Genomic DNA, 25,756 nt, shown 5'->3' with positions numbered 1-25,756 from the left:
ACTGATACAAAAAAAAATTATGAAAAAAATAAAACAAACCTTCTTTTTTATCCTTTTTTTGTTGCCGACACTATTGACGGGTGTTTATATTTACGCCTACTCTCCATCTTTTGTCATTACACCGTTAGCGCCAAAAACGGGACAGGTACTTCTCCCATCAGATCCATTCACGATCCAATTTGATAAACCAATTGATATAAAATACTATCAGAGCAATCTCGATCTTTCTCCACGTACACCGATGACTGCCGTGATCAACAATGATCATACTCAGATCACCCTCACACCAACAACAACATGGACAATCGGACAGGCCTACACGTTAGATCTTCCTGCCGGACGCGCGACAAATTTCATGCCAATTGACAGCGCGCAGTTTGTTTTTTCGATTAGTGCACGGCCACAAGTTATCGACGTTGTCCCTGCAACCGGTGCCGTAGATGTGCGTCTTGACATCGAAGATCCGATTACGATCCAATTTGATAAATCCACGGAAGGTTTTTACATTGATTTTCAACTTGATCCGCCCATTGATGTCAAATACCAAAATAATGAACGGAAAACACAATTTGACATCCTACCCCAAAAACCTCTCGCTGATGGTACAAGATATACTCTCACTATTCGGTCAAAGGCACTGAACGCACCTGATGATACTTACACGACAATTCACACTACATCATTTACAACGCTTGCCCCAAAACCAAAAACATGGGCGGAAAATCTCCAAGAACGTGTGGAGCAGGCCAAAAAATTCACAGTCGCACAAATAAAAACCGGAAAATATATCGACGTCAATCTCGCCACACAGATCATGACCACTTTTGAAAATGGAAGAATCATTGATTCATATTTGATCTCATCCGGCAAAGCGGGCATGCCCACGCCAAAAGGGACACACAGAGTTTACAACAAAAATCCTCGCCCATGGTCCAAACAGTATGGTCTCTATATGCCGTTTTGGATGGCAATCACCGGTGACGGTAAATATGGCATTCATGAATTGCCTGAATGGCCAGGTGGCTACAAAGAGGGGCAAAATCACCTCGGCATCCCCGTATCACACGGTTGCATGCGCTTAGGCGTCGGGCCAGCAAAAAAAGTCTATGATTGGGCAGATATCGGCACGCCGGTAATTGTCTATTGAGATAATCTTGTGTTAGAATGACCGCACAATAGCTAATGTATGCAGTCATGCACCATAATACTCTACAAAAATTTCATAACATCTTTCTTTACATATTTGCCTTTCTACTTCCATGGCAGACGATTTGGATCGTGCGAGAAGTTTTTTTTGGTAGCGACAAATGGCAATATGGCACAATTGGCATCTATCTTTCTGATGTTTTTTTGATTGCATGGCTATGTTCAAGTCTGTATTGTCATACAGATATCATATTGGAATGGATCACACAACACAGAAAAATGATCATTTCTCTCTTATTTCTCGATTTTTGGCTGTTTGCATCAATTCTATGGGCAAATGATCCCACGCTTGCATTTTATCATGCGCTGCTTGTGTCCTGTGCGATTGACCTAACCACCTTACTCTGGATTGTGCCCTTTTCATTGCAACATGTGACAATAGCATTGATCTTGAGTGCATGTATGCAAGCACTTTTTGGCGCCTACCAATTTTTCACACAAAACACTTTTGCCAACACCTATCTTGGCATGCAAGTACACGATATTATCTGGGGTGGTACAGCCACGATTACATCAAATGGTGAACGTTGGTTGCGCGCCTATGGAGGCATGCCCCACCCAAACATGCTCGGAGGCTTATTGATCGCTACACTTCTTCTTACAATTACACTTTATGTCACAACTAAAAATAAAACGCCTCTATTTAGAATTCTTTCACTGCTCGCGTGTGGTATTTTAACACTGGGACTCATTGTGACTTTTTCTCGCACTGCGTGGATCACTGCTGTTATTAGTCTTTGCATTCTTTTCATATTCTTTTTTCTACATACTAAAAAACGTTCTGTTCTCATTGCGCCATTCATCACAATACCCGCCACTGCCGCGATCTGCACGATCTTTTTTGGATATCTTTTTTTTACACGCATCGCACATGATACACTCTTAACACACAATTCATTCAATGACCGAGGGGTATATTTAACGCACGCACGCACGCTTATCACCGAGCATCCACTCATCGGCACAGGTATTGGCAACTACACAAACGCTGCCTACAACACATATCACGCATCGCACCCCATCTGGTATTTCCAACCGGTACACAATGCGTATATTCTCGCCTGTGCGGAAATCGGCATGATCGGATGTATTATGCTCGTGTGCACATTGGTCTATTGTATTGCCACGCTGTATCACAAAAATTTCTGGCAATCACCACTTCGCGTCACATACGCACTGATCTTTGTTGTGCTATGCATTACGTCTCTCTTTGATCATTGGACATGGTCATCCCATTTTGGTATCCTTTTCTGTGCGTTATGCATCGGGCTCTTTTTCAAAACAAAAAACACATCACAAGATGTGCTTTAACTCATTTCAACAAATACTACCTTTTGATCGCTTGCTCAATCGCATGTAAGACTTTATCTTTACCTCTACCTGTTCGCGCACTGAACGGCACAACGACCACACCTTCCCCGATTTCCGCAGAAATATCAGTCAGCGATCGATACAGATCTTTTTGATTGAGTTTGTCGATCTTGTTGGCAACGATCATAAACGGATGCCTATATTCGCTTAGCACAGCGATCATCTCGCGATCAAATTCCCGCAAGCCCGCCTTTGCATCAATAATGAGCACAGCAAGCGCTACAGGCGCCTCTCCGCTGATAAGGTACCAGAGGATCAACTTCCGCAATTTCTCCCGATATTTGACACCCATCTTGGCATATCCATATCCTGGGAGATCCACAAAATACATATTCTCATTAATGAGAAAGAAGTTGATCTCTTGCGTTTTGCCCGGACTTGATGAGGATCGCACAAGGGATTTTTGCCCCACAAGCATATTGATCACGCTAGACTTTCCCACATTGGATCGACCGATAAAAGACACTTGTGGCTTTTCATCCACAAGTAAATTATGCGAGCCTATCACACCTCTAACAAATTGTGCGTCAGCGATCTCCATCACTCTTTCACGATCAAAATATTATGTAACGTAAACTGCAGAGTATCACGTTTATTCTCTTTTGGCAATAAATGACCGCCGTATGTCAAATATTATCGCCAAAAATCTAAGAGCCCAAAAAGTCCCCACTTATCACCACGCACTAGAGCGTAGTAATATCGTGTGGATTGATCGTTCTTGCCAATTGCATATTTCTGCCATGACATTATACTGGAGACATGCGTCATTTACCGTTTTTTCTAAGAAATTTATCCTATGAATATCGTCGAGGAGGTGAAGAATTTTGTCGAAGGGGAGTGCAAAAAACCAAGTAGTCACTATGGCTATGAGCCATTTCTCTTTCACTTCATTCCAATGGTACGCTATGCCACACAACTGGCAGACGAGATTGGTGGCGATAAAGAAGTAATCATTCTCGCGGCATGGTTGCATGACATTGGGTCGATCGTGCACGGTCGCACGGATCATCATGTTACCGGAGCAACAATCGCCGAGACAAAACTGCGCGAACTGCATTATCCAGATGAAAAGATCGCTCTCATCAAACAATGTATCTTCAACCACAGAGGGTCGCAAAAAAATGATCGTCGCACAATTGAAGAACAAATTGTCGCAGAAGCGGATACACTAAGCGCTTTTGATAATATTTCCGGTATTTTCAAAGCGGCATTTATCTATGAAAATCTGGACCAAGGCTCTGCGCAACAATCCGTACGACAAAAATTAGAAAGAAAGTGGATGCAACTGCATTTTGAAAAATCCAAAGAATTGATCCGTCCGCGCTATGAAGCAGCAATGATCCTCCTTACATAAAAAATAATAATCAACTATATGAAAAAAATATTTGGCATGATCAGCATCATCCTTCTCACTGCTATTCTAACTGGAAGCGGTATATACCTGTGGCAAAAAGAACGATGTGCAAAAGGTGCGGATTCCGCTCAAAAACAAATTGCCGAGCCTAAAAAAGCTCTTCCTACGCAGGAAAAAAATGTGCAAAAAGATCCTGTTGCTCCTGCAGAAAATACAACGATTGAAAAAATCTCTGCGTCAAAACCGGTTATCGTTTTCAAGCCAGCTACATTCACAGAACAAGAAAAGGAAGACTTACTCACGCGGATCATCAATCCCTATATTGATTACGCATTAGAATCTGAATCAACGACTCCTCTATCCATATCGATCGTCAAGAACACGGAAGGTCAAAATACAACGGGATATATGTATACAATCGATGTCATATTTGGGAATGATACTTACAGTGATTGGCTTGAGAGAGAGGTTGGTACGCCGTTGCGAACATGGACACCCGATTGTATGGACACATGCACTTTTTCTGAGCAGTACAAAATGAAACACCCTAACGTTGTCGCAGAATATAATAAAAATAAATAAAAAATAATGATAAAAAAACTCATTCATCGCATTACATCATTGCTTGGCGTCCACATTGTAAAAAAATATGATCCAATCATTGACCGTGATGGAAAATTCATATCCATCTATACTGCTTGCAAGCCATACACATTGACATCAAAAGAACGTATGTATGCTCTATACAAGGCCGTACAATATATCGTTCATAATAATATTCTAGGAGATTTTGTGGAATGTGGCGTATGGAAAGGCGGGAGTGCTATGCTGATTGCGCGCACATTACTCGATCTCGGTGTCCAAGACAGAAAAATCTATCTCTATGACACATTTGAGGGCATGACAAAGCCGGAAGCACATGATTTCAAATTATTGCAACCATCTCAGCGCGCGATCACAAAATGGCGCAAGAAAGAAAAGGGTGATCACAACAAATGGTGTTATGCCTCGTTGGATGAAGTACAGAAAAATATGGATGCAACACAGTATTCAAAATCACAGATCATCTACATCAAGGGCATAGTGGAAGATACAATTCCCCAAAATATTCCTCTTTACATTGCATTGCTTCACCTTGATACTGATTGGTATAAATCCACCAAACATGAATTGATACACCTTTACCCTCTATTAACCTCTCACGGCGTTTTGATCATTGATGATTATGGGGATTGGGCAGGATCGCAGAAAGCTGTAGATGAGTATTTCAAAAATTGTCCAATTCTACTCAATCGAATCGATCGCAGTGGAAGGATTGGCATCAAAACATCAGCAAATGTTTCATAATAATTCATAAAAAATATGAGCTTAACACCAGAAGAACTTTCTCACGAAATTGAAGAGATCAAAAAACGCAATCAACGTGTTGAAGCAGATAAAGCATGGGAAACGAGTTTGGCGCGCAAATGCATGATCGTTTGCCTTACATATACTGTCGTTGTGATTTTTTTCTTCTCTGCAAATCTTTCACGACCGTTCATCAATGCGATTGTCCCAACGATTGGATTTCTCTTATCCACGATCACAGGAGGCTTGATCAAAAAAAGATGGCTCGCAACGGTATATAAAAAGACTAAATAAAAAGATCTACCGATATTCTTTTCCAAAAGACCACCCATACCCCCAGCGCCACGGCGTAGCAAGATATGGCACGCCACCAATACGGATCATCACATACGCGCCAAGTGACAACGGCTTGTTTTGTGTTTTTACATAAATACACTCTTCAAATCTTTTATCTGATGCTTGGCGCGCATCCATAGAGCCTCCCTGCCAGTAATCACGATCATGTGCGATACAACATTCTTTCCACGATCCATTCACAAACATCGTACATTCATCTGTTGCAAATGTTTTTTGTTTTTCTTTTGTAAGATCATACATTGAGTGTGCCACCATATACCAAAAGAACAGTCCGAATGCGATCACAATGAGAAATGCCCAATACACTGCTTTATCCATATCTTTTAAATTTAAAACCTACTTATATAATACCACAACTCATGGTATTATGGAGACAGAATACATCATTCCTTTTTGACACAATACCGTTGCTAAAAAGCATCATATCAATCCCATGTTCAAAAAAATGCTCAGCACAACATTCGGCAAAGTCGCATTTATCACAGTGCTTTTTGTGATTTTTACCACATCCGCGTTTGCATTTTATATCATTCCCCGCATCAATCAGTCTCTCATGAGCGAAAAACAGTACATGCTCCATGAAATGTCAAGTCTGTTGATTGCAACACTGAATAATCTCAATGACAGAGTTATTTCCGGCGAGTTAGATGAGGAAGAAGCAAAAAAAATCGCCACAGAGATCATCAGCAATTATCGTTACGGCAAAAATGGCGATGACTATTTTTGGGTAAATAATGTCAATGACGGCATTATTTTTATCCATCCATACGACACGGTACGTGGCACCAACTTGGAAAACCTCTCCGATGAAAACGGCTACAACTTTGGCGCCGTTATGCTTGCTATGGCAAGAAATGACGAGGAGGGCTATGTAAAATATATGTGGATGCCAAAACACGGTGACACTTCGATCGCAGTGCCGAAGCTATCTCATGTGACCGTATTTAAACCATGGGGATGGCTGATTGGCACAGGAATGTATATCGATGATGTTCAAAAAGAGATTGTTACGATCATGTGGCGCATCATTGGGATCATTCTTTTGATTTTAATCCTTTTGATCGGATTACTCGCCTTCATCCTTAGAGTTGGATCAAAAATTGAGGAGCAAAAAAACCTTTTAAAATCTGAGTTTGTGTCATTGATCCAACACCTGCCAATTGGTATGTTTCGCATCCGCATGGATAAGCCCGCCCCACCGCTTCTATGGAATAATGCCCTTCTCGAACTCTTGGAAATCCCCGATAAGAAACATCTGCAAAAACCAGATTTTGACTTTATTGATTTTTTCAAGAACAAGGATGAAAAAGAAAAATTCAAAAACTTACTTTTAAAAAAACATGAGGTTATAGGAGAGGAACTCGAGATATTGACATTCAAAAATAACGCTCTCTGGATAAAAATATATGGGAAGATCATTCCAGGAAAAAATGCTTTATATTTTGACGCCTCCGTAGAAAATATCACAGAGAAAAGAAAACTCCGTGAAAACATGCAGAAATCCTACAAGGAGTTAAAGAAGGTTGATAAAATGAAGAATGAGATCATCTCGATCACCTCACATGAACTCAGGACGCCCCTTACGATCATTAAGGGCTTTGCATCGATGTTATTGAACGGAATGTTTGGTGAAGTAAATGAGACACAAAAAAATTACACAGAAAAAATCATCAATAACACGGATAAACTGTTGGAAATGGTGTCAAACATGCTTGATCTGGAAAAATTGGAGTCTGGAAAAATGCAATTTGATATTGAGGATGTGAACCTCAGTGACTTGATCGAAAAAACTTACAGCGATTTTCGTATGCGCTGTGCCACAGAAAACAAAGCCCTTATATTCCACGCGACAAATCCTCATGTGCGCATTATGACAGACCCAACTCAATTGCGACGTATCATCATCAATTTGATCGATAATGCCATCAAATTCACAAAACCTGACATCGGCAAAATAGAAATTTTTACGAAAAAACTTGATTCTGATAGAATTGAAATACACGTTAAAGACAACGGCATTGGTATTGCAACAGAAGATTTACATGATATTTTCAAAAAATTCAAACAGGTTGGGGGGCATATGAAGCGTATATCCGGAGGTTCCGGCTTGGGTCTCCCAATTGCAAAAAAATTGATCACGCAACTCGGTGGCGATATTTACGTAGCAAGTACACTTGGAGAAGGAAGTGATTTCTACGTCATATTGAATATTAAAAAATAATTTTTAACCATAATGTTATGAAGAAAAAGGTATTGATCATCGACGATCATGCGGAAATCCGAGAGATGTATGAAGCTGTCCTACGATTAAAGGATTATGACGTTTGTTCCGAGCCGGATGGACTGCGCGGAGCGATGAGAGCCGCAGAATTCAAACCTGATGTAATATTACTTGATCTGATGATGCCAAAGATGGATGGATTTACTGTTCTTGACGCCCTCAAAAACAATCACGCGATTTCCTGCAAGACTATCGTCGTCAGCAATCTCAGTAATCAGCAAGAAGAAGAACGCGCCCTCAAATCAGGTGCCGACAAATTTCTCCGAAAATCCGACTACACGCCAAATCAAATTGCCGAAGAAGTACAGAAAGTCCTTGAAACGACATGATAAAAAAACACCTCCCAATCTTTCGGGAGGTGTTTTTTTATTTTTTTTACCTTCCAATTCCCTTGTAAATAATACCACTTTTTTTGATCTCATTTTTATCAAGACAATTCATGCCGTCAACAATGACTTTGATTCCATATTTTTTTAGTAACTTCCCATTGATGCCGGAAAACTCTTTATGGTTGGTCACAAGAATTAACGCATCTGATTTTTTCAAGATCGCTTCCAATGTCTTGCATGTTGATTTGGATAATACATGCGGATCAAAAGAATGAATTTTTGCTTTATGTTTGGTCAGTGCTTTTACGATCGCATAAAATGGCGACTCCCGATCATCATCCACGTTAGCCTTATATGCAATGCCCAAAACACCCACATTGGTACCATTAAGAGGAAGTTTCGCCTCATTGAGTTTGTCCTGCAAAAGCTCCACAGTATAATCCGGCATGGAATTATTGATCTCACGCGATGTGCGCAAAAACTTATGATCAAATCCCGCCTTTTTTGCTCTTTCAATAAGGTAATATGGATCAACGGGAATGCAATGTCCGCCGATCCCTCTCCCTGGGTAATGTGCCATAAAAGCAAACGGTTTTGTACTTGCTCCTTCGATTACATCTTTAATATCAATTCCTAAAGCGTCAAAAGATTTTGCCAGCTCATTGACAAATGCAATATTGATATCACGAAAAGAATTCTCTACAACTTTGCACGCCTCCGCTTCGCGAATATGTTTCATTGCTCTAATCTCACCATCCACGATCGACTCATAAAAAGCTTTTGCCTTAGCCAATCCTCTTGGCGTAAAAGATCCGACAACGCGCGGGATATTCGTCACATTCCATTTTGGATCACCGGGATTGATTCTCTCCGGACAATGTGCAATTTGAACATCTTTTCCAACCTTATGTCCATATGATTCAAATATTGGCTTCACGACTTCTTCTGAAACACCGGGATTGACCGTTGATTCCAAAACTACCAATGCACCATTTTTGAGATTTTCTGCCACCATTTTACATGCTCCCTCTACCGGACCGAGGTCAGGTTGATAGAGATGATCTACCGGCGTTGGCACACAAATCAAGACAATATCAGCCTTTTTGATCTCTTTTGCCTCTGTAGTTGCTCTGAAGGGGTATTTCGGTAAATTCTCGATCAAAAAATCATCCTCAATGGGAGATTTTTTTTTGTTGATCATGTCAACTTTTTTCTTATCCAAATCTACACCGATCACATCATAACCTCGTTCTTTGGATCTCACTGCAAGCGGTAAGCCCACATAACCCAGCCCAATTACCGCGACTTTCAATGACTCCATTTTTCTCATAAATTTTATCTTACAATTACAAATTTATTTGTATGGTACTCTTCTAACATGAGATGTCAATAGTTTTTTTGCACAATATATGCGACAAAATCACATTATTTTATATAAAACATCATGCGATAAATTACACTGTTCTGCGCAATTTTTGCTTCTTCCCACTTGGTCGTCACATCATGCGGAGTGTTATTGAAAAATTCAATAGTGACACCTTCAATACCACGCAACATCTCCACCGTTTCCTCAAATAACTGCTTTTGATCCGTTTGAAATATCCACTTTGTCCCTGCCGGCATCCATTCTTGTACTTTTAATACGAATTTCTCCGTGATCACACGACGTTTTTTGTGCCGGTCTTTGAACCACGGATCGGGAAAATTCACATAGACCTCCTCAACTATTACACCTCTATCAACAGATGGCTTGATGATCTTTAAAAAATTGCGCACGATATCACCGTCAAAAACTGCCACATTTTCATGATCTGAAAACTTTTTACGCAATCTCTCCGCCAACGGTTTACGAATTTCACAGACGATAAAATTCTTTGTATCACCGAATTTTTCTATGAGTTTTTGCGTGAATTCCCCACGATCCGCACCAATATCCATAATGATCGGTCGATCATTATCAAAACCGGCAAAACTATGTTCTGTCATATCTGCCAGAGGATTCACATGATGTCGCACCCGTCTTTTTGCCATAAATATCTACCTAAAAAAATAATTGCAATCTTATTGTCATCCTGAACTCGTTTCAGGATCTCAGCTAAATAATAGAACTCGTCAAATCACTCCAATCTGGATTAAATTGCGATATCAAATTGTTTTTCCACCCCCTATGCCAATTTTTTAATTGTTTTTCTCTTCTCAATGCACTCAAAACATCTTCAGTTTGTTCAAAATAAACCAATCTATCAACATTATATTTTTTTGTAAAACCATCAACAAGCTTACTTTTATGCTCATGTACACGTTTTTGCAAATTACTCGTGACACCAATATATAAAACTGTCTTACGTGAATTTGTTAAAATGTACACACAATATTGTTTCATGTTTATTTTTTAGGATATGAGATCCTGAAACGAGTTCAGGATGACATGTATTGCTACATTTTAAAGTCCATCAGAAGCGGGCAATGATCCGAACCGTATTGTTCGTTGAGATATGCGATCTCTTGTACATTTTTTAACTGCTTTTTATCGATGAAAAAATAATCGATCCGCCATCCCACATTTCTGTCCCGTGCATGCGTATATGAATCCCACCACGAATAGACGTCCGTCACACTAGGATTGATTGCACGCCACACATCCACCCACTTGTCCGCTATCACATGATCCATCCATGCACGCTCATCCGGATGAAAGCCGATATGACCATCATTCTCTTTCGGTCTCGCGAGATCGATCGCTTCATGCGCCACATTCATATCTCCTCCCACGATCACCCTGTGACCCTGCGCACGCAGATCATTCATAAAATCCAGCACCTTATCAAAAAAGATCAATTTTTCCTTCCATGCCTGCGGACTCTTTCCTCCATTGGGAAAATAGATCGACAAAATATCATATATCTTTTTGCCATGAGTAAATGTGAGATGAGACATGCGCCCTTCGTCATGATTTGGCGCATCTGGCACATGTGTGTTGAAATTGATCTTTGTCGTATATGCATCAGCAAATTTCTTATGCATCCACACACCCGTTCCCGCATACCCGGGTTTTTCTGCGCTGTGATAAAACTGCTCATACGATTCATGCTCTGTCAAAAAAGAACTGAATTGCTCCCGCTTCCCTTTGATCTCTTGTAAAAGCAAGAAGTCCGGTCGTTGCACAGCAATCAGATGTTCCAATTCCCCTTTTCGCTCAACAGCACGCAAACCGTTGACATTCCATGTAATAATTTTCACAAAAAAATATTAAAGTTACAGCCTCATTATACTACAAAAATTTTCTTTGACAGAGATGCTATTTTGTGCTAGAGTGGGGTTTCCGTATCAGTTCCTTAAAACCGTAGTGGTAGATACGGCATAAACCCGAAAATCTCATTACTGGAGGGAAATATGAGAAAATTTACTGTTTTATTTTGTGCTGTGACAATGTTGTTTTCGTTCTGTTCCATCTCCGCCGCTGTGGCAGGAGAAGACAGTATCACCGGGAGTATTTCCGAAGATCTTCGCACAGGCTACCTGGGCAATGGCGGATTCATGTTTAGCAACAGAGGCGTATCCCAAACGGATGCATCCCTTTACTACAAAGGGTTCCGCGTCGAAGCGTGGCTATCGACAAATTTCAACGGGGAATTTGTCGAAAACGATGGCGGCGAGATCGACTTGATCGCCGCCAAAAATCGTGATTACACGATCTGGGGTCGAAGTGTCAACCTGGATGTCGGATTCGCATATTTTGATTGTCCTACTCTCTTTTCCAGCCCCGATACTGTTGAGTTTTTTGTGGAAGCACAACTCAAAACAGCTACCCGCTTCACGCCATTTGCACGCGGTGAATTCGACTTTACCACAGACGATGGCAGAAACAAGAATACCCTGTTTCTCGGCACACTGCATCAGTGGAAGATCAGCGACGCATTCACTCTTAAGAGCAAAGGTGCCGGCGTCTTTGATCTCGGTGATGGTACATCCGACAGTGGCATGATCTTGCTCATTGAAACCGGACTCGACTGGAAATTGAGTGAGAAACTCACTTTCAAACCGATTTTTTTGAAGGCGACCACTCCGGTCTTTGGCGCTGCCGATCGTGAGGGCACAGAAGAAGTTCTTGGCACAAATCTGACGTACAAATTCTAAAAACTCAGCAGAGCCATCGTACACACAATGTGTATGATGGCTCTTTCATTTTCACTATTTACTACACTAATTTTTTAAAAAAGAAAAACCTTCCGCCATGTAACCGCGGAAGGTTTATTTCAGGATGTGAGATATTGTGCAAGCGTTTTACCCTGCATTTCTACATCATCAAATGTAATACCCAGATGATACAGATCTTCTCTCAATTGGATAAAATCCGGATGGAAGCCGTCTCTCATCCCGATAAGGAGAGCGATGCCACCGACAAATGTTTTATTATCATATTCATTGAATATGTATGCCAGATCATCAAGCGTGAATTTTTCGCCGGTTTTTTTGTTTGCACGCAATTCTGCACATCTGCGCTCACGGAGAAATCGTTCAAGATCCGGAAAAAACATCGCAAAAGGATCATCGCTACCAAACATGTGCCCTGAGCCATCTACGGATACTTTTTCTTTTACTTTCGCAAGAAGACTCTCCAGCAAACGCAGGTCCGCGATTGGCAACACATTCTGTTCTGCACTTTTCTCCACTGGTCGCGGCTTCTGATACATGCAATCCCCTCCCTGATAAAGGAAATGCCTGACTCTATGCGCCCAATCATCCGGTACAGGATTTTCCTCTGTATGATCTGGCGTTGCCGATGACAATTTGTTACATACATGACCCTCCCTGGACCATAAAAAGTTCTTTTCCATACATGCCTCCTTCCCGTGGATTTTTGATCACACGTTTATCCTGATTGGTAAATAACAATAGAATGAATTTTTCATAGCAACACTTATTTCATTATATCTTGCCAATAATAGTAAATAAAGTAAATATTGACAATATTTTATATTTATGCTATTATTATTCTTCCAAAACAGCAGTTCATTTATAACCAACTAGAGGAGTGAAGACGATGGATCAGAGATATGCAGAAATCACAATTGGCCCAGTACAATCAGAGACAAGAGAAGTGAGTCTCTACTATTTTCAAAAAAACATTGAGACTTACGTCACGATTACATTTGAGACAAATATTCACACCCTGCAAATCATAAATTTTTTGTCAGAATTCGGTTGTGTTCTAGTATCCTCGATCCCTGGAATTTCACGTAAGAAAGAACTTCTTACAATCCATTACATCTCAGTTCCAAACGAAATCGATGCTAACATGATTTTTTCTGAACTAAAAAAACGATTTGCACATTGAGGTGTGGAGACCGACGGAATCAGTTTATTCCTCGGTCTTTTTTATAATTTCAGAAACTTTTTTTGAAAACCTCCGTTCGTAAAAAACGACAACATATGTCCCGCAAAATGATCCAATGGCAAGCGGGACAATATAGAGATAGTTTTGCACATAATTGATCACGCCAAACGCAAGTAAAAAATGCATCACTGCGCCGATCGATGCCGACGTAAATGGTTTTTTCTTTACAACAGACAGTGTATATACAGCATACATCGCATCGATCAAAAAATACGCCACAAAAATAAGCAGTCCGATGTCGATATCAAATTCCATCCATAAATTGTGTATCATATACGCATCGTATTTTACAATTATTTCATCATCTTCCCCAAAGATTACATACATCCACATAGTAGCATATATAAAAATGGATACCCAAAAAATACAGGACGTTTTTATTGACACAGCCGATTTCTCATGCTACGATCATTTGTTCACCGTTTTTTGAAAAATGCTACAAAGAGGAAAATTAACGATATATAATATATATCTCACCCACACCAAAAGGAGACGCTCATGTCAACAACGCTTGTTTTTGCAATGCATCCCGGCATCAACGGTCTAAGCAATAACCGCAATGGACAAAAAATTGATAAACTGATCGCCAAGATCGAAAACGTGGCATTGAGTGAAAACTTCAGCGTACGCGCAACATCACGCCTGGGCGAGGCAACGTTGTTTTGTCTCATTGGAAACGACGACGTGACCAGGTTCTTGGAGCGATTAAAAAACTCTCTCTTCATATCGGGAGAATTTGCAAGTGTAACATTCACCGCTGTCACTGGCCACACTGCAGAGCCAACACTCACCGCAAATGAATGTCTCAGTAGCCGCTGAGAAAATGAAAACTTCCACGCAACAATTCTGTCGCGTGGAAGTTCTTTTTTTAAAAAAGTGTATTGATCATCAGTCAACCAAACAAGCCTTGCGCAATTGCGGACGTGTCACACCGGGGATGCCCAGTGCTTTGTGCCGCGTCGCTTTTTCCATTTTGCGCATGAACATGGTGAGTTGTACCTGTTCACCTGTATAGCCAAGTTTTGACTGAAGGGCATCGGTCCATCGTGCACGTCTACCACGCACCACACCGAGATCCAGATCCTGCTTGCAGATCCATGCGATATTACCCTCTTCCGTGCATGTGCCATAAGACAGGCGGATATCAAACCCGTACGACCGTGCAATCATCGTCAGTTCATTCTCATCATTATGCATATTGCCATTTGCTTGCAGATCAGCAGAAGGAATTTTTTCCGCGATCTTTTTGCAAATTGGTGCATTATACTTTTCACCAAACCACAACGCGATTTGCCGCACTTCCATTTTGGTCAGTCCGACGAGAATGTTATTATCCACTGCACCATCACCAAATTTATCATAATACCGCAAAAGGAAATCCTCTTCGAGATTGCCTGTGCCATAGATCCTGCCATTGCCACCATCAACGGCCTTGGCAATAAATCCTGCAAACGGCGTCATCATCCGAGACTTGAGCGACGCATATACATTCACCCACGTCTCGCCATTGATCTGCTCGCCTTCCTTTAGCCATGGCAGATCATTCTCTATAAATTGTTTTTGGACATTGTCCAAAAATGCATCATAGATCGGATTGAGATCCAGACAGATCAGTTGAAAACCCAATGCCTTCGCAAGTATTATGGCATCTGCCTCATGCTCTGGGTTGCTACGAATATCACGATACACCGCTACGACATTTTCTTTGCCGAAAGCTTTGACCAATATCATCGCCACAACTGCAGAATCCACGCCACCGGACAAAGAAACATATACCTTCTTACATCCGTTGCCGTACCTTTTTGCTTCCCATGTCAGATAAGTTACCACTTCTTTGATCGATCGTATAAACATGGCCATTCTCCTCTGTGATTGTTTTATGATTCATATCGTTTCTGTTCAAAATTTTCCTGCGTACCAAAACAGATCGTCCCCTCATAGATACTCGGCGTAATTTTTACTGCTAGCACATCACGGAAAACATTGTTATCCGTCACCACTATTGCATCATTACTACGCACTGCGATCACGATCTCTTGTTGTGCAACGGTAACACGCAAACTTTTTTGCGTGCATATACCAGTCAGACACCACAGAGAGCTTCCCAGTGGCAAGATCGTCCCGCCGGCATTACGATTGTATGCCGTACTGCCTTGGGGCGTCGCCACGATCACACCATCACCGACCACATTTAGCTGCGCATACTCTCTCGTGGTCAACTCAAGCCGGACCACGCCTGTCGGATCGAGAGATTTGATATAGACGTCATTGAATGCAATACCCTGTTCCATACCGTGGCGTGTCGTGATCTCTGCATTGATCCCATAGATCGGGAAGGTAACCCATTCTTTTTTCCGTAAACTTTCCACAAAATCCTTTGGAGACCCCGTCCTGCGATTCAATAAAAAATTCACATGACCGAATCCCACGCCCACGAACGGCACACCCATTTTGTAGTATGCTCGTTCCGCACCGAGAAATGTACCATCTCCTCCCAAGACGGGAATGTACTCAGGATTTGTTTCATCAACATCCACACCATACTTTTGCATCTCTGCCCAATATTCCTGGACACCGTCTTGTTGACCCAATACCGGCAATATCTTCATGGCTTTCTCCTTATATTATTTAATTGTTAAAGATCATCTCCAACTTTTTCCTGCACACCTCACAAAGATATGCACGAAGAGTTGGGCAAAGAAAGTGTTTTTTCTTTGCCACAGTTTTTTAATATACACATTGTTGCGTGAAAGTATTGGTGTACCCGAAGATGTTTTTAGCCATCATGATCGCTTCTGGCTTTCCCATTGCTTTGGCGAGATTGTCGCTCAGTTTGACCGCGGGATTGCCTGCTGCCTCGATGAGTTTCATCACGATCGAGATCGGCTTGAGAAAGCCCGTGTCATTGGTGAAGTTCGTCCCCCAGCCAAATAACACTGTGATCATCTGCGCGAAAGCATCTTGCAATCGCACCATCTCCGTAACATCCAACCCGTCGCTAAATAGAAGTGTCTTCGTCTTAGGGTCGATACGCAGACGTCGATACATCTCGATGAGCATGTGACCAAATACGATCGGATCACCAGAGTCTTGCCTCGCACCACGAAAGTTTTCAGCAAGTTCCTGTGGCAATCCGGCAAAGAATTGTTGAGAGCCGAATGTGTCTGGCAACATGATTCGCAAATTTTGCGGATATAATGCCTGCCATTTTTCCAGCACTTCATACTGTGCATACCGTGCAATATCATTGTTTTCATAACATCGCAGTGCATAGAAGCCACTGTACAATTCATGTGCATTGGTACCACCCCACGGAACACCAACTCGGTCAGCGAGTGCAACGTTAGATACTGCGACAATGTTTTGTGGCATACGATCCAACGCCATTTCCGTTACATGCTGTTCCCACCAGCCAGAGAGCCTCCGACGTAATCCGAACTGGAGAAAACGGATATCGGTCTTTTGCAAGGTCGCAATTTTTTCCAATAATCGTTTTTCTCCTTCGGCGATCACTTTTTGCTGGAAAGCCGGATCATAACCGATCACGTTTTCCGCATATAACTGATTGACGATTGCCAAAATGATCGTTTCCCACAATGTCACCTGATACCATATACCGCTCACGGTGATGTCGAACTGACCGTCCTCTCTCTTGATGATCTGCGGTTCTGGCAACACGATCGTGCGAATATCCGCCAGAAATTCTTCAGAAAAAATTCCTTTGGCTCGCAGGTAATCGACGATCCGATCCGTAATGCGCATTGTGCGCACTGCGGACAACTCTTCTTTGAGACGCTCCACGGACACGTGATCACCAAGTACGACTTTAATCGTACGATTGGTAAACGCGAATGTCACTCGCATGAACGGTACATACGTCCAAATGAAATACATCATCAGAAATTTGTAAGTATCCACTTCCATGAGAGTTGTAATGATCGGTTCATCTGCTTTGCCAAACAGCATGCTGTCTTTTTTTGTGTTCATGATCTTTCTCCTTACATGTATAGTTGTTTTTGTGCGATATAGTTCAATACTGCCTGACTTGTATATGGCGTATTGTCCAATCCTTTTGCGAGACGCTGGCGGATGAGTGTACTGGAAATCTCCGGTATATCACCATCGATCACAGTGTATTTTTTTGGATAGCGGATTACTGATCGTTCCAGACCTTTTCTTTTTACGATCAGAAAATGCTGTCTTTCCATCAACCACTCTCCTTCATGCCAAAATCCTTCAATATTACATCGTCCATCGAACTCCTCACGAGCAACAAAATGATCCAAACCGCAATACCATACAATATCTGCAAGCGGAAAATCTTTTTGCGCCTTACGGATCACTCCCGCCGTCGGCATTGCCACTCCTTCCTCATACGTGACATCCACACGATCATCTGTGACAAGAAGTTTCATCATACGCCAGCGATCGATTGCCGAAAGTAATTCTGGTTTGTCTGGTCGATCTCCCGAGACGATCCATGCGATCTTATCAAAACAATTTAAATTGATGATCGTTTCCACAAGTCTTTTGTGTCCATAGTGCGCAGGATTAGCTGCAGTACCGCCAAGTGCAATTTTCATGATTTCACCTCTTCAATCGTTACATGTGTATATTGTCAAAGAACCAAAAACCTTGTACTCATCGGAGCCAAGGCTTTTTGTCGAGATCCTTATTGATCTCTCTGTAATTGCATGAGAAACACGACTAACGCACGCTATTACAGAGAGAAAGGGTCTCGAGAAAAACCTTCCTCACATGTGAGTTTTGTCGTGTTTCTTTAGTTGTTGAAATGTACAAATTTCTTCTTTACTTAGTGTATTATATACACCCCTACAGTCATCCTAGCACACGTCTTAAATCGTGTCAAGTGTACACGAAGTAATCAAAAAACACCGCCTTTCATTTGAAAAGCGGTGATATTGTTATCTCCTTATTTGTGTTCATTTCATCCGCACGCGCCACACAGTGCGGTCATCGACATAGATTACCGTATTATCGATATGCACCAGATGCGTACCGGTCTTTATGAGTCCATCGGATACTTTTGTATGGGCGCCATTTGACGGTACAAAGATATCCAGAGCTCCATCTTCAACGATCGTTGCACACACACCTTTTGGTAGCGCTGTGATAACCAGCTCCGCACTATCCACCACATCACTCCATATGGTGTACGCACGATATGCCGCATCAAAATGAAATTCATGTTTGTGATACATGCCTTGCGTATCCAATGTGATGATCGTGATAAATCGCGTGCCCCCATAACCGGCAATTGGTACCAATCCGTCCAATTCTTTGACACGGATCGTCGCGCACGCGCGATCACCAAACGGTGCGATCACGTGTATGTTTCCCATGACATTTTCCACGCCCACACCATGAAACCACTGTGTGGCATATGGAAGCGTCTGCCATGTATTACCCATTGAGAGCAGTGATCTTTTCATGCGTGTGAGCATTATCTCTGTCAGACCACGTTCGGTCACGACAAACATCCTTTCACCCATACTCATCACATTGCGTGCGGAGATCGTCGTATCGACAATTTCTTCACGACCAGTATACAGATCCACGAACCGACACATCAATGTGTCATTTTCACACTCTGCAACGAACCAACCATCATGCTGCACCACGATCGCAACATTTTTTTTCGTCACAGTACAGATCTTTTTACCACGTACCACATCTACAAGTACACCATCTGCACAAAGCACCACACCACCATCAAAGATACGCGTAATGTGTGACGTACTCTCGTACATCTTATCAAACACAAGCATACCTTTTGCAGTAACTTGTGTATGTGCAATACGTCCTCGTGTTGGTACGATCTTTCCTACATCAAACGGTGATGGAGGTACTACTCGCTTACCTTTGGCAAAAACCTCTTCGTACCACTGACGCAAACCGCTTGGTATACGTCCAAAATCCCGTACAGCATGATTAAGTCGGACATCACTATGAAATACCGAGGCGTTGTCTTGCATGCGTTTTGCGAGATCATGTTGTGCATATCCTGACAATCGTCCCTTATATGGATGGATACCCGCATACACTTGAAATGTCACTATGCCCCACGCAAACCAGTCACTCAGCTCATCAAATACTTTTGCATGCCAATCACGGATCGACGGCATGATCACACGTGCACGCCACCGATCGATCGCCCACGCATCAACATCAATTGCTCGCGGCTCTGGCGCATGCTTCTTAAGATCATCCACCAACCAATTCATCTCATTGGCATCCGCCATGACGATCCGCTTGCTGTGCACGTGTTGCACAACTGTTCGCATATGATCCACAAGCATATGTGCATCATCATCGGCAAACTGCGTGCGCGCACGATAATCGTTTGTAAAAACCCGTGTGATCGGCTCACCTGTGACATATGGCATATAATATCCGATCGGTTTTCCCATCACGTCTTTTACCATACCTTCCGGCGTCACGATAAACGGATGCTCCACACGCTTCAGTGCGATGATCTTTGCATCCATACCGTCACGGATCATCTTATCCGAGTCTGTATAAAGCTTAATGACTGTATTGTTTTTCTTGTAGATCGATCCTTCGCCGCCTGTGATCATGTGATCACATGGCTGCAGAGAGATCATACCTCGCCCTTCCAACATCACATCGGTTTTTCGCGTGATCTTTGTCATGATCATTACCTCCTTCTGTATTGCTCAAGAAAAATGAATCGTTGCACAGGCGATATCATCAAGTGGTCCTCTGTGTTCTCTGGACACATCCTTAATGAGTCGCATCATACGCCTCTTAACAAATGCCCCTTTGACGTTCTTATATGCCACACTTTGTGACACAACATCTGACCACGACAACCCATCCACTAGTTCTGCCCCATCAGAGAATATCGTGATACTTTTGACCAGATCGTCTTTTACTCGTTCTGACAGATCGATCGTCACACCGCGCATACCCTGCGCGATCGTATGATTTTTTACAGCTACTGGTTTCACGGCACCTACCGGATCAATGACCCATTGCTCTTGCGTCAGACGCGTCTGTGCTCCATCTCCACCGTGTGCAAGGATGAATTGTTCCTGACGACCCAAGTCATACGCCGGATAATACGGCGTATTATCCGCCCAGAGATACCGCCATACATCTATGCTGCCATCTACCGCGACTACTGCCACCACCCCGTCACCCACCACATGTACGTAGGTATAATTTTTTACACTGAGTGCATAGATATTTGTTGCGAGGAGATCATTGTATTGCATATGCAATTCTCTGTGTACACGATCAATGGTCAATAGTCGTTGACTGGCGACATCTGTCACCACACCAGATATCACATCGTGATGTCTGTGCCATAAGATCATATTTTTGAGTGCTTGTACCGTCGCATAATTCACAATACGTGCACCCATATCAGTTGCTCCACCGCCAGAACATCCGTCGGCAATACTGACATACACATTATCATCTGCATCATATCCCGAGAGTGCATGATCCTGACACGGCTTTCCATCTGCACGATGCTGCACACCGATCGCATAATATTCGTCTACATGTTTCATATACATTCCTCCAAAAAATGAAACGGGCACAACAATCGATGATTGTGTGCCCGCACTGTTTATGTACCCGCAATATCATTAGATCGTTGCGGAGATATTTTGACTCGGTCCACCAGTGCCCATTGCTTGCGATTGCGATGCAATAGATCGACTGACAAAATCCGCCAAACGTGCCAGTTTTCCTGCGGTAGCATCACCAGCATCGATATACTGTGTGATGCCCACATTTTGTTGAAATTGCTCCAGTTCATTCTTGTATGCTGCAGCATTGATCCCGATGAGTACGCTGATCATGGATTCCAAGATCTCGCCAGAAACAGCCTGAACGATCTCCTGTTTGATCATATTTTCGGTTGCCGCGGATGCATTATCGTCACCATCAGTGATGATAAAAGCAATCGCATTAACACCGAAGTCATCATCGGAAAGTTTTTTGCCGTAAGCATTCATGGCGCCGATCGCGCTGTAACATGCATCACGCAGCGGTGTCCCACCCCCAGTCCTCAGTTGCCCATATTCCTTTTGCGGATCAATATCAGCAAGCGGTTTGAACCCGTGCAACTCATCCACACCATTGGAAAATACCGTGGAAAAGAGGATGACCCGCAAAAGCAGATTATCGGATCTGGGAGATTTCTTGCACGCATCGACTGCGGTCTTGAGACAACGCAGCAATTCGGCTTCGAAACCGCCGACAGAACCTGTGACATCGATCGCGATCGTGACAAGTGTGTATTCGGTTGCACCGAGATGCTCAGTACGAACACCTGAGAAACCAAATCCATTTGCACCGCCAATCTTACCAAATTCCATATCATCATTGAGCCGTGGCATAATACTACCTCCTCATTGTGTGTTATTCTGTTTATTTATCGCAGAAATTCATCAGAACGCATCAATTTCATGCCGCGTTTTTCCATGTCCCGCAACCACTGATCGGCAATTGCCGGAAAGTCCGGTCCACCAGGCACTGCCCCAACAGGAGAGGAACAGTCCATCAAAATAACGAACTTTTTAATGTGTTCATCTCCGATATTGTCAGCGATCTGGGTCACGGTTTCTTTCACACAGTGACTGAGTGCTTCACCAGCAACAGCGACGATATCCGCCTCTTGCAGCATGGTGAGAAAATCACGATTGAGCATGGTGCTTGGATCTTCCGGGTCAGGCACTTCCGCCATGAGAGCTCCATAGTGCTCAGTCCATGGATTGGATCCCTTGGTCACATAATCCACCATGGCAAATTCCTTTTTTGACCAGTCCTGCAGAGCACGATTGAGATCAACTTGTACATTGTGTCCCCAGGTACCAATCAAACAGTGTGGCGGCCATATGCAGAGCGGATATTTTCCGCCGCGAGCCAAGTCTGCCACATATCGCAGTGCACGTTCCCGAAACCGCGGGTTACGTGGCGTCCAAATCCCGTTAGCCACATCATCTTCAGAGATGATGGTAAACGGCACTGGGTTATTGCCCTGCGCATTTACCCACCATGCAGGCTGTGCGATATCCAGAAGTCTGTGACTATCCAAAGTCACGTGGATATCTGCCAGCTTTTTCCCTACACGGTCGATCAGCGTAGCAGTGCGTTGCATGTCCGCAACAGCACCGGCAACAGGCAGAGTGGATTCCGACATGTCCATGAAATCGTTTTGTGGATCGATGATCAGTAATTGAATGTTCATGTTTTTTCTCCCTTTGTTATTCATGATTGGTTGTGTTGGAATTTTTATCGGCATAGCGATCACATCATGATCTCCCAGCATATCGAGCGGTTTATTGGGCACAATGTACTCCATAAGTCCGCGATTACCGGCAGCATCATAGGTGTAACCATCACCGGAAAACAGTTCCCGCAAATGCACTGTAAAATACAGAAAGGCACGTGTAGCGATCATATCGCCGTTGCTCACGAGAAATCGCTCATACGTCATGAAGCGATCATCTTGTGATCCTGCCTTATCAACATCTGCAAAACTGAATCCCGCTTGTTTCTCGATTTGTGCAAAAGATGATCTTTTGAGTACGTCGAGATTTTGATAGAGATTGCCAGCAATTCGCGGATACACCGCCGCAACAACTGCAGCGACGTTATCCCAGGTTGCCAGCTTCGCTTCACCACCTTCTGCAAATACCACCAGCTTGAATTGATTCCCTTCATCCACCACTTTTCGCACAATATAGTTCGGTTCATAGCCGATCGCCACAAGTGCTTCATAACCGGTCTTGTCCATGATCTTTTGCAATCCATCCGGACCCATGAGCATGACCAGTTTGCGCGCGGGATCGTCAGTGAGCGTTGCGAAGTCTTCCGGTTTAGTACCGCGAATGATCCGTCCGCACAGCCCCGTAACCTGCGCATATTGCTTCTTGCCAAAAAGTGTTCGATAGTCATTCAGTTGCATGATCCATCCTCCTCGTTATGTAATTGTTAAGATACAAAAAGCCCGTACTCCCACATGAGCCAGGCTTTTTGCCGAGATCCTTATAGATCTCTCCGTGATATATGTGACAATGTGAGAAACACGACTAACGCACATTGTGCATATCACAGAGAGAGAAAGGGTCTCGAGAAAAACCTTCCTCAGTTTTGTGAGATTTGTCGTGTTTCTTCTTTTTTGGATAAGGTACTTTTTTAGTTAGTGTATTTATTACACATATCTGACCTCATCCTAGCACATGGTTTATATCGTGTCAAGTGTACACGAAGTAATCCTGTGCATATCTCAACATTTCATTGTATTTATCAAGCTTTTTTCAATTCTTTACCAAACAAAAAACGAATGATTTTGTCATTCGTTTTTTGTTTGGTTTAATCCGTAAAGACCAATTGCCGTTTTTTGAATCGATAGAGTCTCGCCGGTCGGTTTTTCGCACCAGAACGCTCTTTAGCTGTCTCTGTGAGAATATGTAAAGAGAGGATTTTTTTGCGAAAGTTTCTTTTGTCTATTACATGCCCAATGATCGCTTCATACACATCCTGCATCTCCGTAAGCGTAAATTCCTTAGGCAATAAACCATAGACAATGTTGGAATATTCGATCTTGGCACGCAATCTCTCTGCGCCATAACAGATCATCTCCTTGTGATCAAAAGCCATTTTCGGCAATTTATCCACGTCATGCCATTCGATCGCAATATAATAATCCATGGTTTCCACAGCAAATTTATCACTATCCACAAGAGCAAAATATGCCGTTGACACAATCCTGCCTCGCACATCGCGATGCACATCACTAAATGTATAAAGCTGTTCCAAATGCAGTCCTTTGATGCCCGCTTTCTTTGCCAAAACATTTTGTGCCGCCTGATCCAGCGTTTCATCAATTTGCACAATACCCCCAGGAAGCGCCCACTGATCCTTATATGCGCCCGTGCCAATTTGAATGAGAAGTACACACAATTTTCTTTGGCGTATCGCAAAGATCATCGTATCCACAGCAAGTGCGGGACCGATGATCACATCATCATTTTTTTTGTTGTGTTTGATCTTCATAAGATGTTATTTAGTGTATATATGACACTACTATATCATGCCCGCGTATAATTGTAAACCATGCCATGCTCCTCATACAGCAATATCAAGTTTTTGTAAGCCGAGATACAGTCGATGGAGTGGCAATCCGATGACATTGGTATGGCAACCGGAGATCTTTTCAATGAATGTAGCCCCGCGTCCTTGGATCGCAAAAGCACCCGCCTTATCCAACGGCTCTCCTGTTTTGATGTATGTGACAATTTCTTTTTGTACAAGTTTTTTGATCTTCACTTTTGTGATCTCATGTGCGATGTATTCCCTTTTGGTTTTTGTATCAATGATCGCGATACCGGAATAGATCGTGACCCACTGCCCCGAGATCGTCTGCAACATTTTTACCGCTTCCTTCTTGTTTATTGGCTTGCCCATTCTCACACCATTGTATGTAACAAATGTATCTGATCCGATCACCACACCATCCTGCACTTTTTTGGCAACATCCACAGCCTTGCCATATGCCAAAACTTCCGACAATCGCGCATTGCTCATTTTCATATGCATGTCCTCCTCATATGCGCTTGGCATGATCTCAAAATCCAATCCGATCTGCTCCAATAGTTCTTTGCGTCGTGGTGACGTCGATGCCAAAATGATCCGTCGCTTTTTCATAATATGCTATTTTTACACTAAAAACCCTATCAGATTGTAGCAAATACACACAACTTGACAACAAAACGCCATCTGTTATAAAATAAGAGCATCACCGTCATAGAGTACCAGAATAACCTTTGACGAACGTAACATCGTTCATAATATCCCCCAGCCACCGTAGTACACATCCACCCCTGCTCCTGCTTTACGTTAATCGTGAAGCGGGACTCTTTTTTTATATCACGGTATTTTAGAGGTGTATTCATGATCATTATATCAACATATTCTTTTAAAAAAGTGTTACAATTGCAGCAATTAGGGTTACCTTTAGGTTTTAGATCTCATGTGATATGGTGGGATGCATATTTGCATCATCATTACCATAAATTCTATGAGAAGAAACACAATAGAGGAAACCATCCATA

At 42.6% G+C, this 25,756-nt stretch carries 28 protein-coding genes; 10 read left to right on the top strand and 18 right to left on the bottom strand.

The features are described from left to right. The first annotated feature begins 19 nt into the window (after nucleotides 1–19). Both WC819_04705 and WC819_04700 read left to right on the top strand, forming a co-directional pair. Nucleotides 20–1,147 carry a L,D-transpeptidase family protein gene (locus tag WC819_04705; GenBank protein ID MFA5986617.1) on the top strand — a complete coding sequence of 376 codons (1,128 nt, stop codon included), beginning with the start codon at nucleotides 20–22 and terminating at the stop codon, nucleotides 1,145–1,147. Between the two features lie 47 nt (nucleotides 1,148–1,194). Next, nucleotides 1,195–2,517, top strand: a complete 1,323-nt coding sequence (locus tag WC819_04700; GenBank protein ID MFA5986616.1) for an O-antigen ligase family protein — start codon at nucleotides 1,195–1,197, stop codon at nucleotides 2,515–2,517. A 16-nt stretch (nucleotides 2,518–2,533) separates the two neighbouring features. On the opposite strand, the gene yihA is transcribed toward WC819_04700, so the two are convergent. Then, nucleotides 2,534–3,118, bottom strand: coding sequence for a ribosome biogenesis GTP-binding protein YihA/YsxC (yihA, locus tag WC819_04695; GenBank protein MFA5986615.1), 585 nt, complete (start codon nucleotides 3,116–3,118; stop codon nucleotides 2,534–2,536). A gap of 255 nt (nucleotides 3,119–3,373) precedes the next feature. On the opposite strand from yihA, the gene WC819_04690 reads away from it, so the two are divergent. Genes WC819_04690 through WC819_04675 form a run of 4 tightly spaced genes read left to right on the top strand, consistent with a single transcriptional unit; the run spans nucleotide 3,374 to nucleotide 5,572 of the window. After that, nucleotides 3,374–3,931, top strand: coding sequence for an HD domain-containing protein (locus tag WC819_04690; GenBank protein ID MFA5986614.1), 558 nt, complete (start codon nucleotides 3,374–3,376; stop codon nucleotides 3,929–3,931). 18 nt (nucleotides 3,932–3,949) lie between these two features. Continuing rightward, on the top strand, nucleotides 3,950–4,513 hold the full coding sequence (locus tag WC819_04685; protein ID MFA5986613.1) for a hypothetical protein: 564 nt from the start codon (nucleotides 3,950–3,952) through the stop codon (nucleotides 4,511–4,513). Nucleotides 4,514–4,519: 6 nt separating this feature from the next. Continuing rightward, a complete protein-coding gene (locus WC819_04680) occupies nucleotides 4,520–5,278 on the top strand; it encodes a TylF/MycF/NovP-related O-methyltransferase (protein ID MFA5986612.1) in 759 nt (252 codons plus the stop codon). Between the two features lie 15 nt (nucleotides 5,279–5,293). Next, the gene (locus WC819_04675; protein MFA5986611.1) at nucleotides 5,294–5,572 is read left to right on the top strand and encodes a hypothetical protein; all 279 of its coding nucleotides are present in this window, start codon (nucleotides 5,294–5,296) and stop codon (nucleotides 5,570–5,572) included. Between the two features lie 6 nt (nucleotides 5,573–5,578). Here WC819_04675 and WC819_04670 read toward each other — a convergent pair whose 3' ends face one another. Then, nucleotides 5,579–5,953, bottom strand: a complete 375-nt coding sequence (locus WC819_04670; GenBank protein ID MFA5986610.1) for a hypothetical protein — start codon at nucleotides 5,951–5,953, stop codon at nucleotides 5,579–5,581. 115 nt (nucleotides 5,954–6,068) lie between these two features. On the opposite strand from WC819_04670, the gene WC819_04665 reads away from it, so the two are divergent. Together WC819_04665 and WC819_04660 are read left to right on the top strand one after the other, a co-directional pair. Next, nucleotides 6,069–7,856, top strand: coding sequence for a cache domain-containing protein (locus WC819_04665; GenBank protein ID MFA5986609.1), 1,788 nt, complete (start codon nucleotides 6,069–6,071; stop codon nucleotides 7,854–7,856). Between the two features lie 17 nt (nucleotides 7,857–7,873). Continuing rightward, a complete protein-coding gene (locus WC819_04660) occupies nucleotides 7,874–8,245 on the top strand; it encodes a response regulator (GenBank protein MFA5986608.1) in 372 nt (123 codons plus the stop codon). 46 nt (nucleotides 8,246–8,291) lie between these two features. Here WC819_04660 and WC819_04655 read toward each other — a convergent pair whose 3' ends face one another. From WC819_04655 to WC819_04640, 4 genes are all read right to left on the bottom strand, one after another. Beyond that, nucleotides 8,292–9,575 carry a nucleotide sugar dehydrogenase gene (locus WC819_04655; GenBank protein MFA5986607.1) on the bottom strand — a complete coding sequence of 428 codons (1,284 nt, stop codon included), beginning with the start codon at nucleotides 9,573–9,575 and terminating at the stop codon, nucleotides 8,292–8,294. Between the two features lie 95 nt (nucleotides 9,576–9,670). Further along, nucleotides 9,671–10,276, bottom strand: a complete 606-nt coding sequence (locus tag WC819_04650) for an rRNA adenine N-6-methyltransferase family protein (protein MFA5986606.1) — start codon at nucleotides 10,274–10,276, stop codon at nucleotides 9,671–9,673. A 64-nt stretch (nucleotides 10,277–10,340) separates the two neighbouring features. Beyond that, nucleotides 10,341–10,628, bottom strand: a complete 288-nt coding sequence (locus WC819_04645; GenBank protein MFA5986605.1) for a GIY-YIG nuclease family protein — start codon at nucleotides 10,626–10,628, stop codon at nucleotides 10,341–10,343. 53 nt (nucleotides 10,629–10,681) lie between these two features. Then, nucleotides 10,682–11,485, bottom strand: a complete 804-nt coding sequence (locus WC819_04640) for an exodeoxyribonuclease III (GenBank protein ID MFA5986604.1) — start codon at nucleotides 11,483–11,485, stop codon at nucleotides 10,682–10,684. 153 nt (nucleotides 11,486–11,638) lie between these two features. On the opposite strand from WC819_04640, the gene WC819_04635 reads away from it, so the two are divergent. Then, nucleotides 11,639–12,382, top strand: a complete 744-nt coding sequence (locus WC819_04635; GenBank protein MFA5986603.1) for a hypothetical protein — start codon at nucleotides 11,639–11,641, stop codon at nucleotides 12,380–12,382. 119 nt (nucleotides 12,383–12,501) lie between these two features. Here WC819_04635 and WC819_04630 read toward each other — a convergent pair whose 3' ends face one another. Further along, entirely contained in the window at nucleotides 12,502–13,083 is a 582-nt protein-coding gene (locus WC819_04630) for a hypothetical protein (GenBank protein MFA5986602.1), read from the bottom strand. A 524-nt stretch (nucleotides 13,084–13,607) separates the two neighbouring features. Next, nucleotides 13,608–13,916 carry a hypothetical protein gene (locus WC819_04625; protein ID MFA5986601.1) on the bottom strand — a complete coding sequence of 103 codons (309 nt, stop codon included), beginning with the start codon at nucleotides 13,914–13,916 and terminating at the stop codon, nucleotides 13,608–13,610. A gap of 225 nt (nucleotides 13,917–14,141) precedes the next feature. Between WC819_04625 and WC819_04620 the strand changes: the two genes are divergently transcribed. Next, a complete protein-coding gene (locus WC819_04620) occupies nucleotides 14,142–14,462 on the top strand; it encodes a hypothetical protein (GenBank protein MFA5986600.1) in 321 nt (106 codons plus the stop codon). 69 nt (nucleotides 14,463–14,531) lie between these two features. On the opposite strand, the gene nadE is transcribed toward WC819_04620, so the two are convergent. From nadE to WC819_04570, 10 genes are all read right to left on the bottom strand, one after another. Continuing rightward, a complete protein-coding gene (gene nadE / locus WC819_04615; protein ID MFA5986599.1) occupies nucleotides 14,532–15,497 on the bottom strand; it encodes an NAD(+) synthase in 966 nt (321 codons plus the stop codon). Between the two features lie 23 nt (nucleotides 15,498–15,520). Beyond that, entirely contained in the window at nucleotides 15,521–16,252 is a 732-nt protein-coding gene (locus tag WC819_04610; protein MFA5986598.1) for an NAD(+)/NADH kinase, read from the bottom strand. A 118-nt stretch (nucleotides 16,253–16,370) separates the two neighbouring features. Then, the gene (gene pncB, locus WC819_04605) at nucleotides 16,371–17,630 is read right to left on the bottom strand and encodes a nicotinate phosphoribosyltransferase (protein ID MFA5986597.1); all 1,260 of its coding nucleotides are present in this window, start codon (nucleotides 17,628–17,630) and stop codon (nucleotides 16,371–16,373) included. Between the two features lie 11 nt (nucleotides 17,631–17,641). Then, nucleotides 17,642–18,226, bottom strand: coding sequence for a nicotinate-nicotinamide nucleotide adenylyltransferase (locus WC819_04600; protein ID MFA5986596.1), 585 nt, complete (start codon nucleotides 18,224–18,226; stop codon nucleotides 17,642–17,644). Nucleotides 18,227–18,586: 360 nt separating this feature from the next. Next, nucleotides 18,587–20,317 (bottom strand): hypothetical protein, encoded by a 1,731-nt coding sequence (locus WC819_04595; protein ID MFA5986595.1) that lies wholly within the window; start codon nucleotides 20,315–20,317, stop codon nucleotides 18,587–18,589. Nucleotides 20,318–20,341: 24 nt separating this feature from the next. Continuing rightward, nucleotides 20,342–21,202, bottom strand: a complete 861-nt coding sequence (locus tag WC819_04590) for a protein phosphatase 2C domain-containing protein (protein ID MFA5986594.1) — start codon at nucleotides 21,200–21,202, stop codon at nucleotides 20,342–20,344. 78 nt (nucleotides 21,203–21,280) lie between these two features. Then, nucleotides 21,281–22,036: a vWA domain-containing protein gene (locus WC819_04585; protein ID MFA5986593.1), complete on the bottom strand. Its 756-nt coding sequence runs from the start codon at nucleotides 22,034–22,036 to the stop codon at nucleotides 21,281–21,283. A gap of 35 nt (nucleotides 22,037–22,071) precedes the next feature. After that, nucleotides 22,072–23,607 (bottom strand): hypothetical protein, encoded by a 1,536-nt coding sequence (locus tag WC819_04580; protein ID MFA5986592.1) that lies wholly within the window; start codon nucleotides 23,605–23,607, stop codon nucleotides 22,072–22,074. A gap of 407 nt (nucleotides 23,608–24,014) precedes the next feature. Next, nucleotides 24,015–24,698, bottom strand: coding sequence for an NUDIX domain-containing protein (locus tag WC819_04575; protein MFA5986591.1), 684 nt, complete (start codon nucleotides 24,696–24,698; stop codon nucleotides 24,015–24,017). A gap of 72 nt (nucleotides 24,699–24,770) precedes the next feature. Beyond that, on the bottom strand, nucleotides 24,771–25,349 hold the full coding sequence (locus WC819_04570) for a Maf family protein (GenBank protein MFA5986590.1): 579 nt from the start codon (nucleotides 25,347–25,349) through the stop codon (nucleotides 24,771–24,773). Nucleotides 25,350–25,756: the final 407 nt, after the last annotated feature.

It is taken from the genome of Parcubacteria group bacterium, from assembly GCA_041660065.1.
Classification (GTDB): Bacteria; Patescibacteriota; Minisyncoccia; order Moranbacterales.
This window is presented reverse-complemented; position numbering and strand designations above follow the sequence as displayed.

Bases quoted from the DNA above. Each gene is read 5' to 3' on its own strand.
- WC819_04635 (MFA5986603.1), top strand. From the start codon at position 11,639: ATGAGAAAATTTACTGTTTTATTTTGTGCTGTGACAATGTTGTTTTCG.
- WC819_04660 (MFA5986608.1), top strand. From the start codon at position 7,874: ATGAAGAAAAAGGTATTGATCATCGACGATCATGCGGAAATCCGAGAG.
- WC819_04685 (MFA5986613.1), top strand. From the start codon at position 3,950: ATGAAAAAAATATTTGGCATGATCAGCATCATCCTTCTCACTGCTATT.
- WC819_04625 (MFA5986601.1), bottom strand. From the start codon at position 13,916: ATGATACACAATTTATGGATGGAATTTGATATCGACATCGGACTGCTT.
- WC819_04690 (MFA5986614.1), top strand. From the start codon at position 3,374: ATGAATATCGTCGAGGAGGTGAAGAATTTTGTCGAAGGGGAGTGCAAA.
- WC819_04705 (MFA5986617.1), top strand. From the start codon at position 20: ATGAAAAAAATAAAACAAACCTTCTTTTTTATCCTTTTTTTGTTGCCG.
- WC819_04655 (MFA5986607.1), bottom strand. From the start codon at position 9,575: ATGAGAAAAATGGAGTCATTGAAAGTCGCGGTAATTGGGCTGGGTTAT.
- pncB (MFA5986597.1), bottom strand. From the start codon at position 17,630: ATGAACACAAAAAAAGACAGCATGCTGTTTGGCAAAGCAGATGAACCG.
- WC819_04650 (MFA5986606.1), bottom strand. From the start codon at position 10,276: ATGGCAAAAAGACGGGTGCGACATCATGTGAATCCTCTGGCAGATATG.
- WC819_04610 (MFA5986598.1), bottom strand. From the start codon at position 16,252: ATGAAGATATTGCCGGTATTGGGTCAACAAGACGGTGTCCAGGAATAT.
- WC819_04580 (MFA5986592.1), bottom strand. From the start codon at position 23,607: ATGCAACTGAATGACTATCGAACACTTTTTGGCAAGAAGCAATATGCG.
- nadE (MFA5986599.1), bottom strand. From the start codon at position 15,497: ATGTTTATACGATCGATCAAAGAAGTGGTAACTTATCTGACATGGGAA.
- WC819_04575 (MFA5986591.1), bottom strand. From the start codon at position 24,698: ATGAAGATCAAACACAACAAAAAAAATGATGATGTGATCATCGGTCCC.
- WC819_04680 (MFA5986612.1), top strand. From the start codon at position 4,520: ATGATAAAAAAACTCATTCATCGCATTACATCATTGCTTGGCGTCCAC.
- WC819_04570 (MFA5986590.1), bottom strand. From the start codon at position 25,349: ATGAAAAAGCGACGGATCATTTTGGCATCGACGTCACCACGACGCAAA.
- WC819_04620 (MFA5986600.1), top strand. From the start codon at position 14,142: ATGTCAACAACGCTTGTTTTTGCAATGCATCCCGGCATCAACGGTCTA.
- WC819_04700 (MFA5986616.1), top strand. From the start codon at position 1,195: ATGCACCATAATACTCTACAAAAATTTCATAACATCTTTCTTTACATA.
- WC819_04600 (MFA5986596.1), bottom strand. From the start codon at position 18,226: ATGAAAATTGCACTTGGCGGTACTGCAGCTAATCCTGCGCACTATGGA.
- WC819_04670 (MFA5986610.1), bottom strand. From the start codon at position 5,953: ATGGATAAAGCAGTGTATTGGGCATTTCTCATTGTGATCGCATTCGGA.
- WC819_04665 (MFA5986609.1), top strand. From the start codon at position 6,069: ATGTTCAAAAAAATGCTCAGCACAACATTCGGCAAAGTCGCATTTATC.
- WC819_04645 (MFA5986605.1), bottom strand. From the start codon at position 10,628: ATGAAACAATATTGTGTGTACATTTTAACAAATTCACGTAAGACAGTT.
- WC819_04585 (MFA5986593.1), bottom strand. From the start codon at position 22,036: ATGCCACGGCTCAATGATGATATGGAATTTGGTAAGATTGGCGGTGCA.
- yihA (MFA5986615.1), bottom strand. From the start codon at position 3,118: ATGGAGATCGCTGACGCACAATTTGTTAGAGGTGTGATAGGCTCGCAT.
- WC819_04675 (MFA5986611.1), top strand. From the start codon at position 5,294: ATGAGCTTAACACCAGAAGAACTTTCTCACGAAATTGAAGAGATCAAA.
- WC819_04630 (MFA5986602.1), bottom strand. From the start codon at position 13,083: ATGGAAAAGAACTTTTTATGGTCCAGGGAGGGTCATGTATGTAACAAA.
- WC819_04595 (MFA5986595.1), bottom strand. From the start codon at position 20,317: ATGACAAAGATCACGCGAAAAACCGATGTGATGTTGGAAGGGCGAGGT.
- WC819_04590 (MFA5986594.1), bottom strand. From the start codon at position 21,202: ATGAAACATGTAGACGAATATTATGCGATCGGTGTGCAGCATCGTGCA.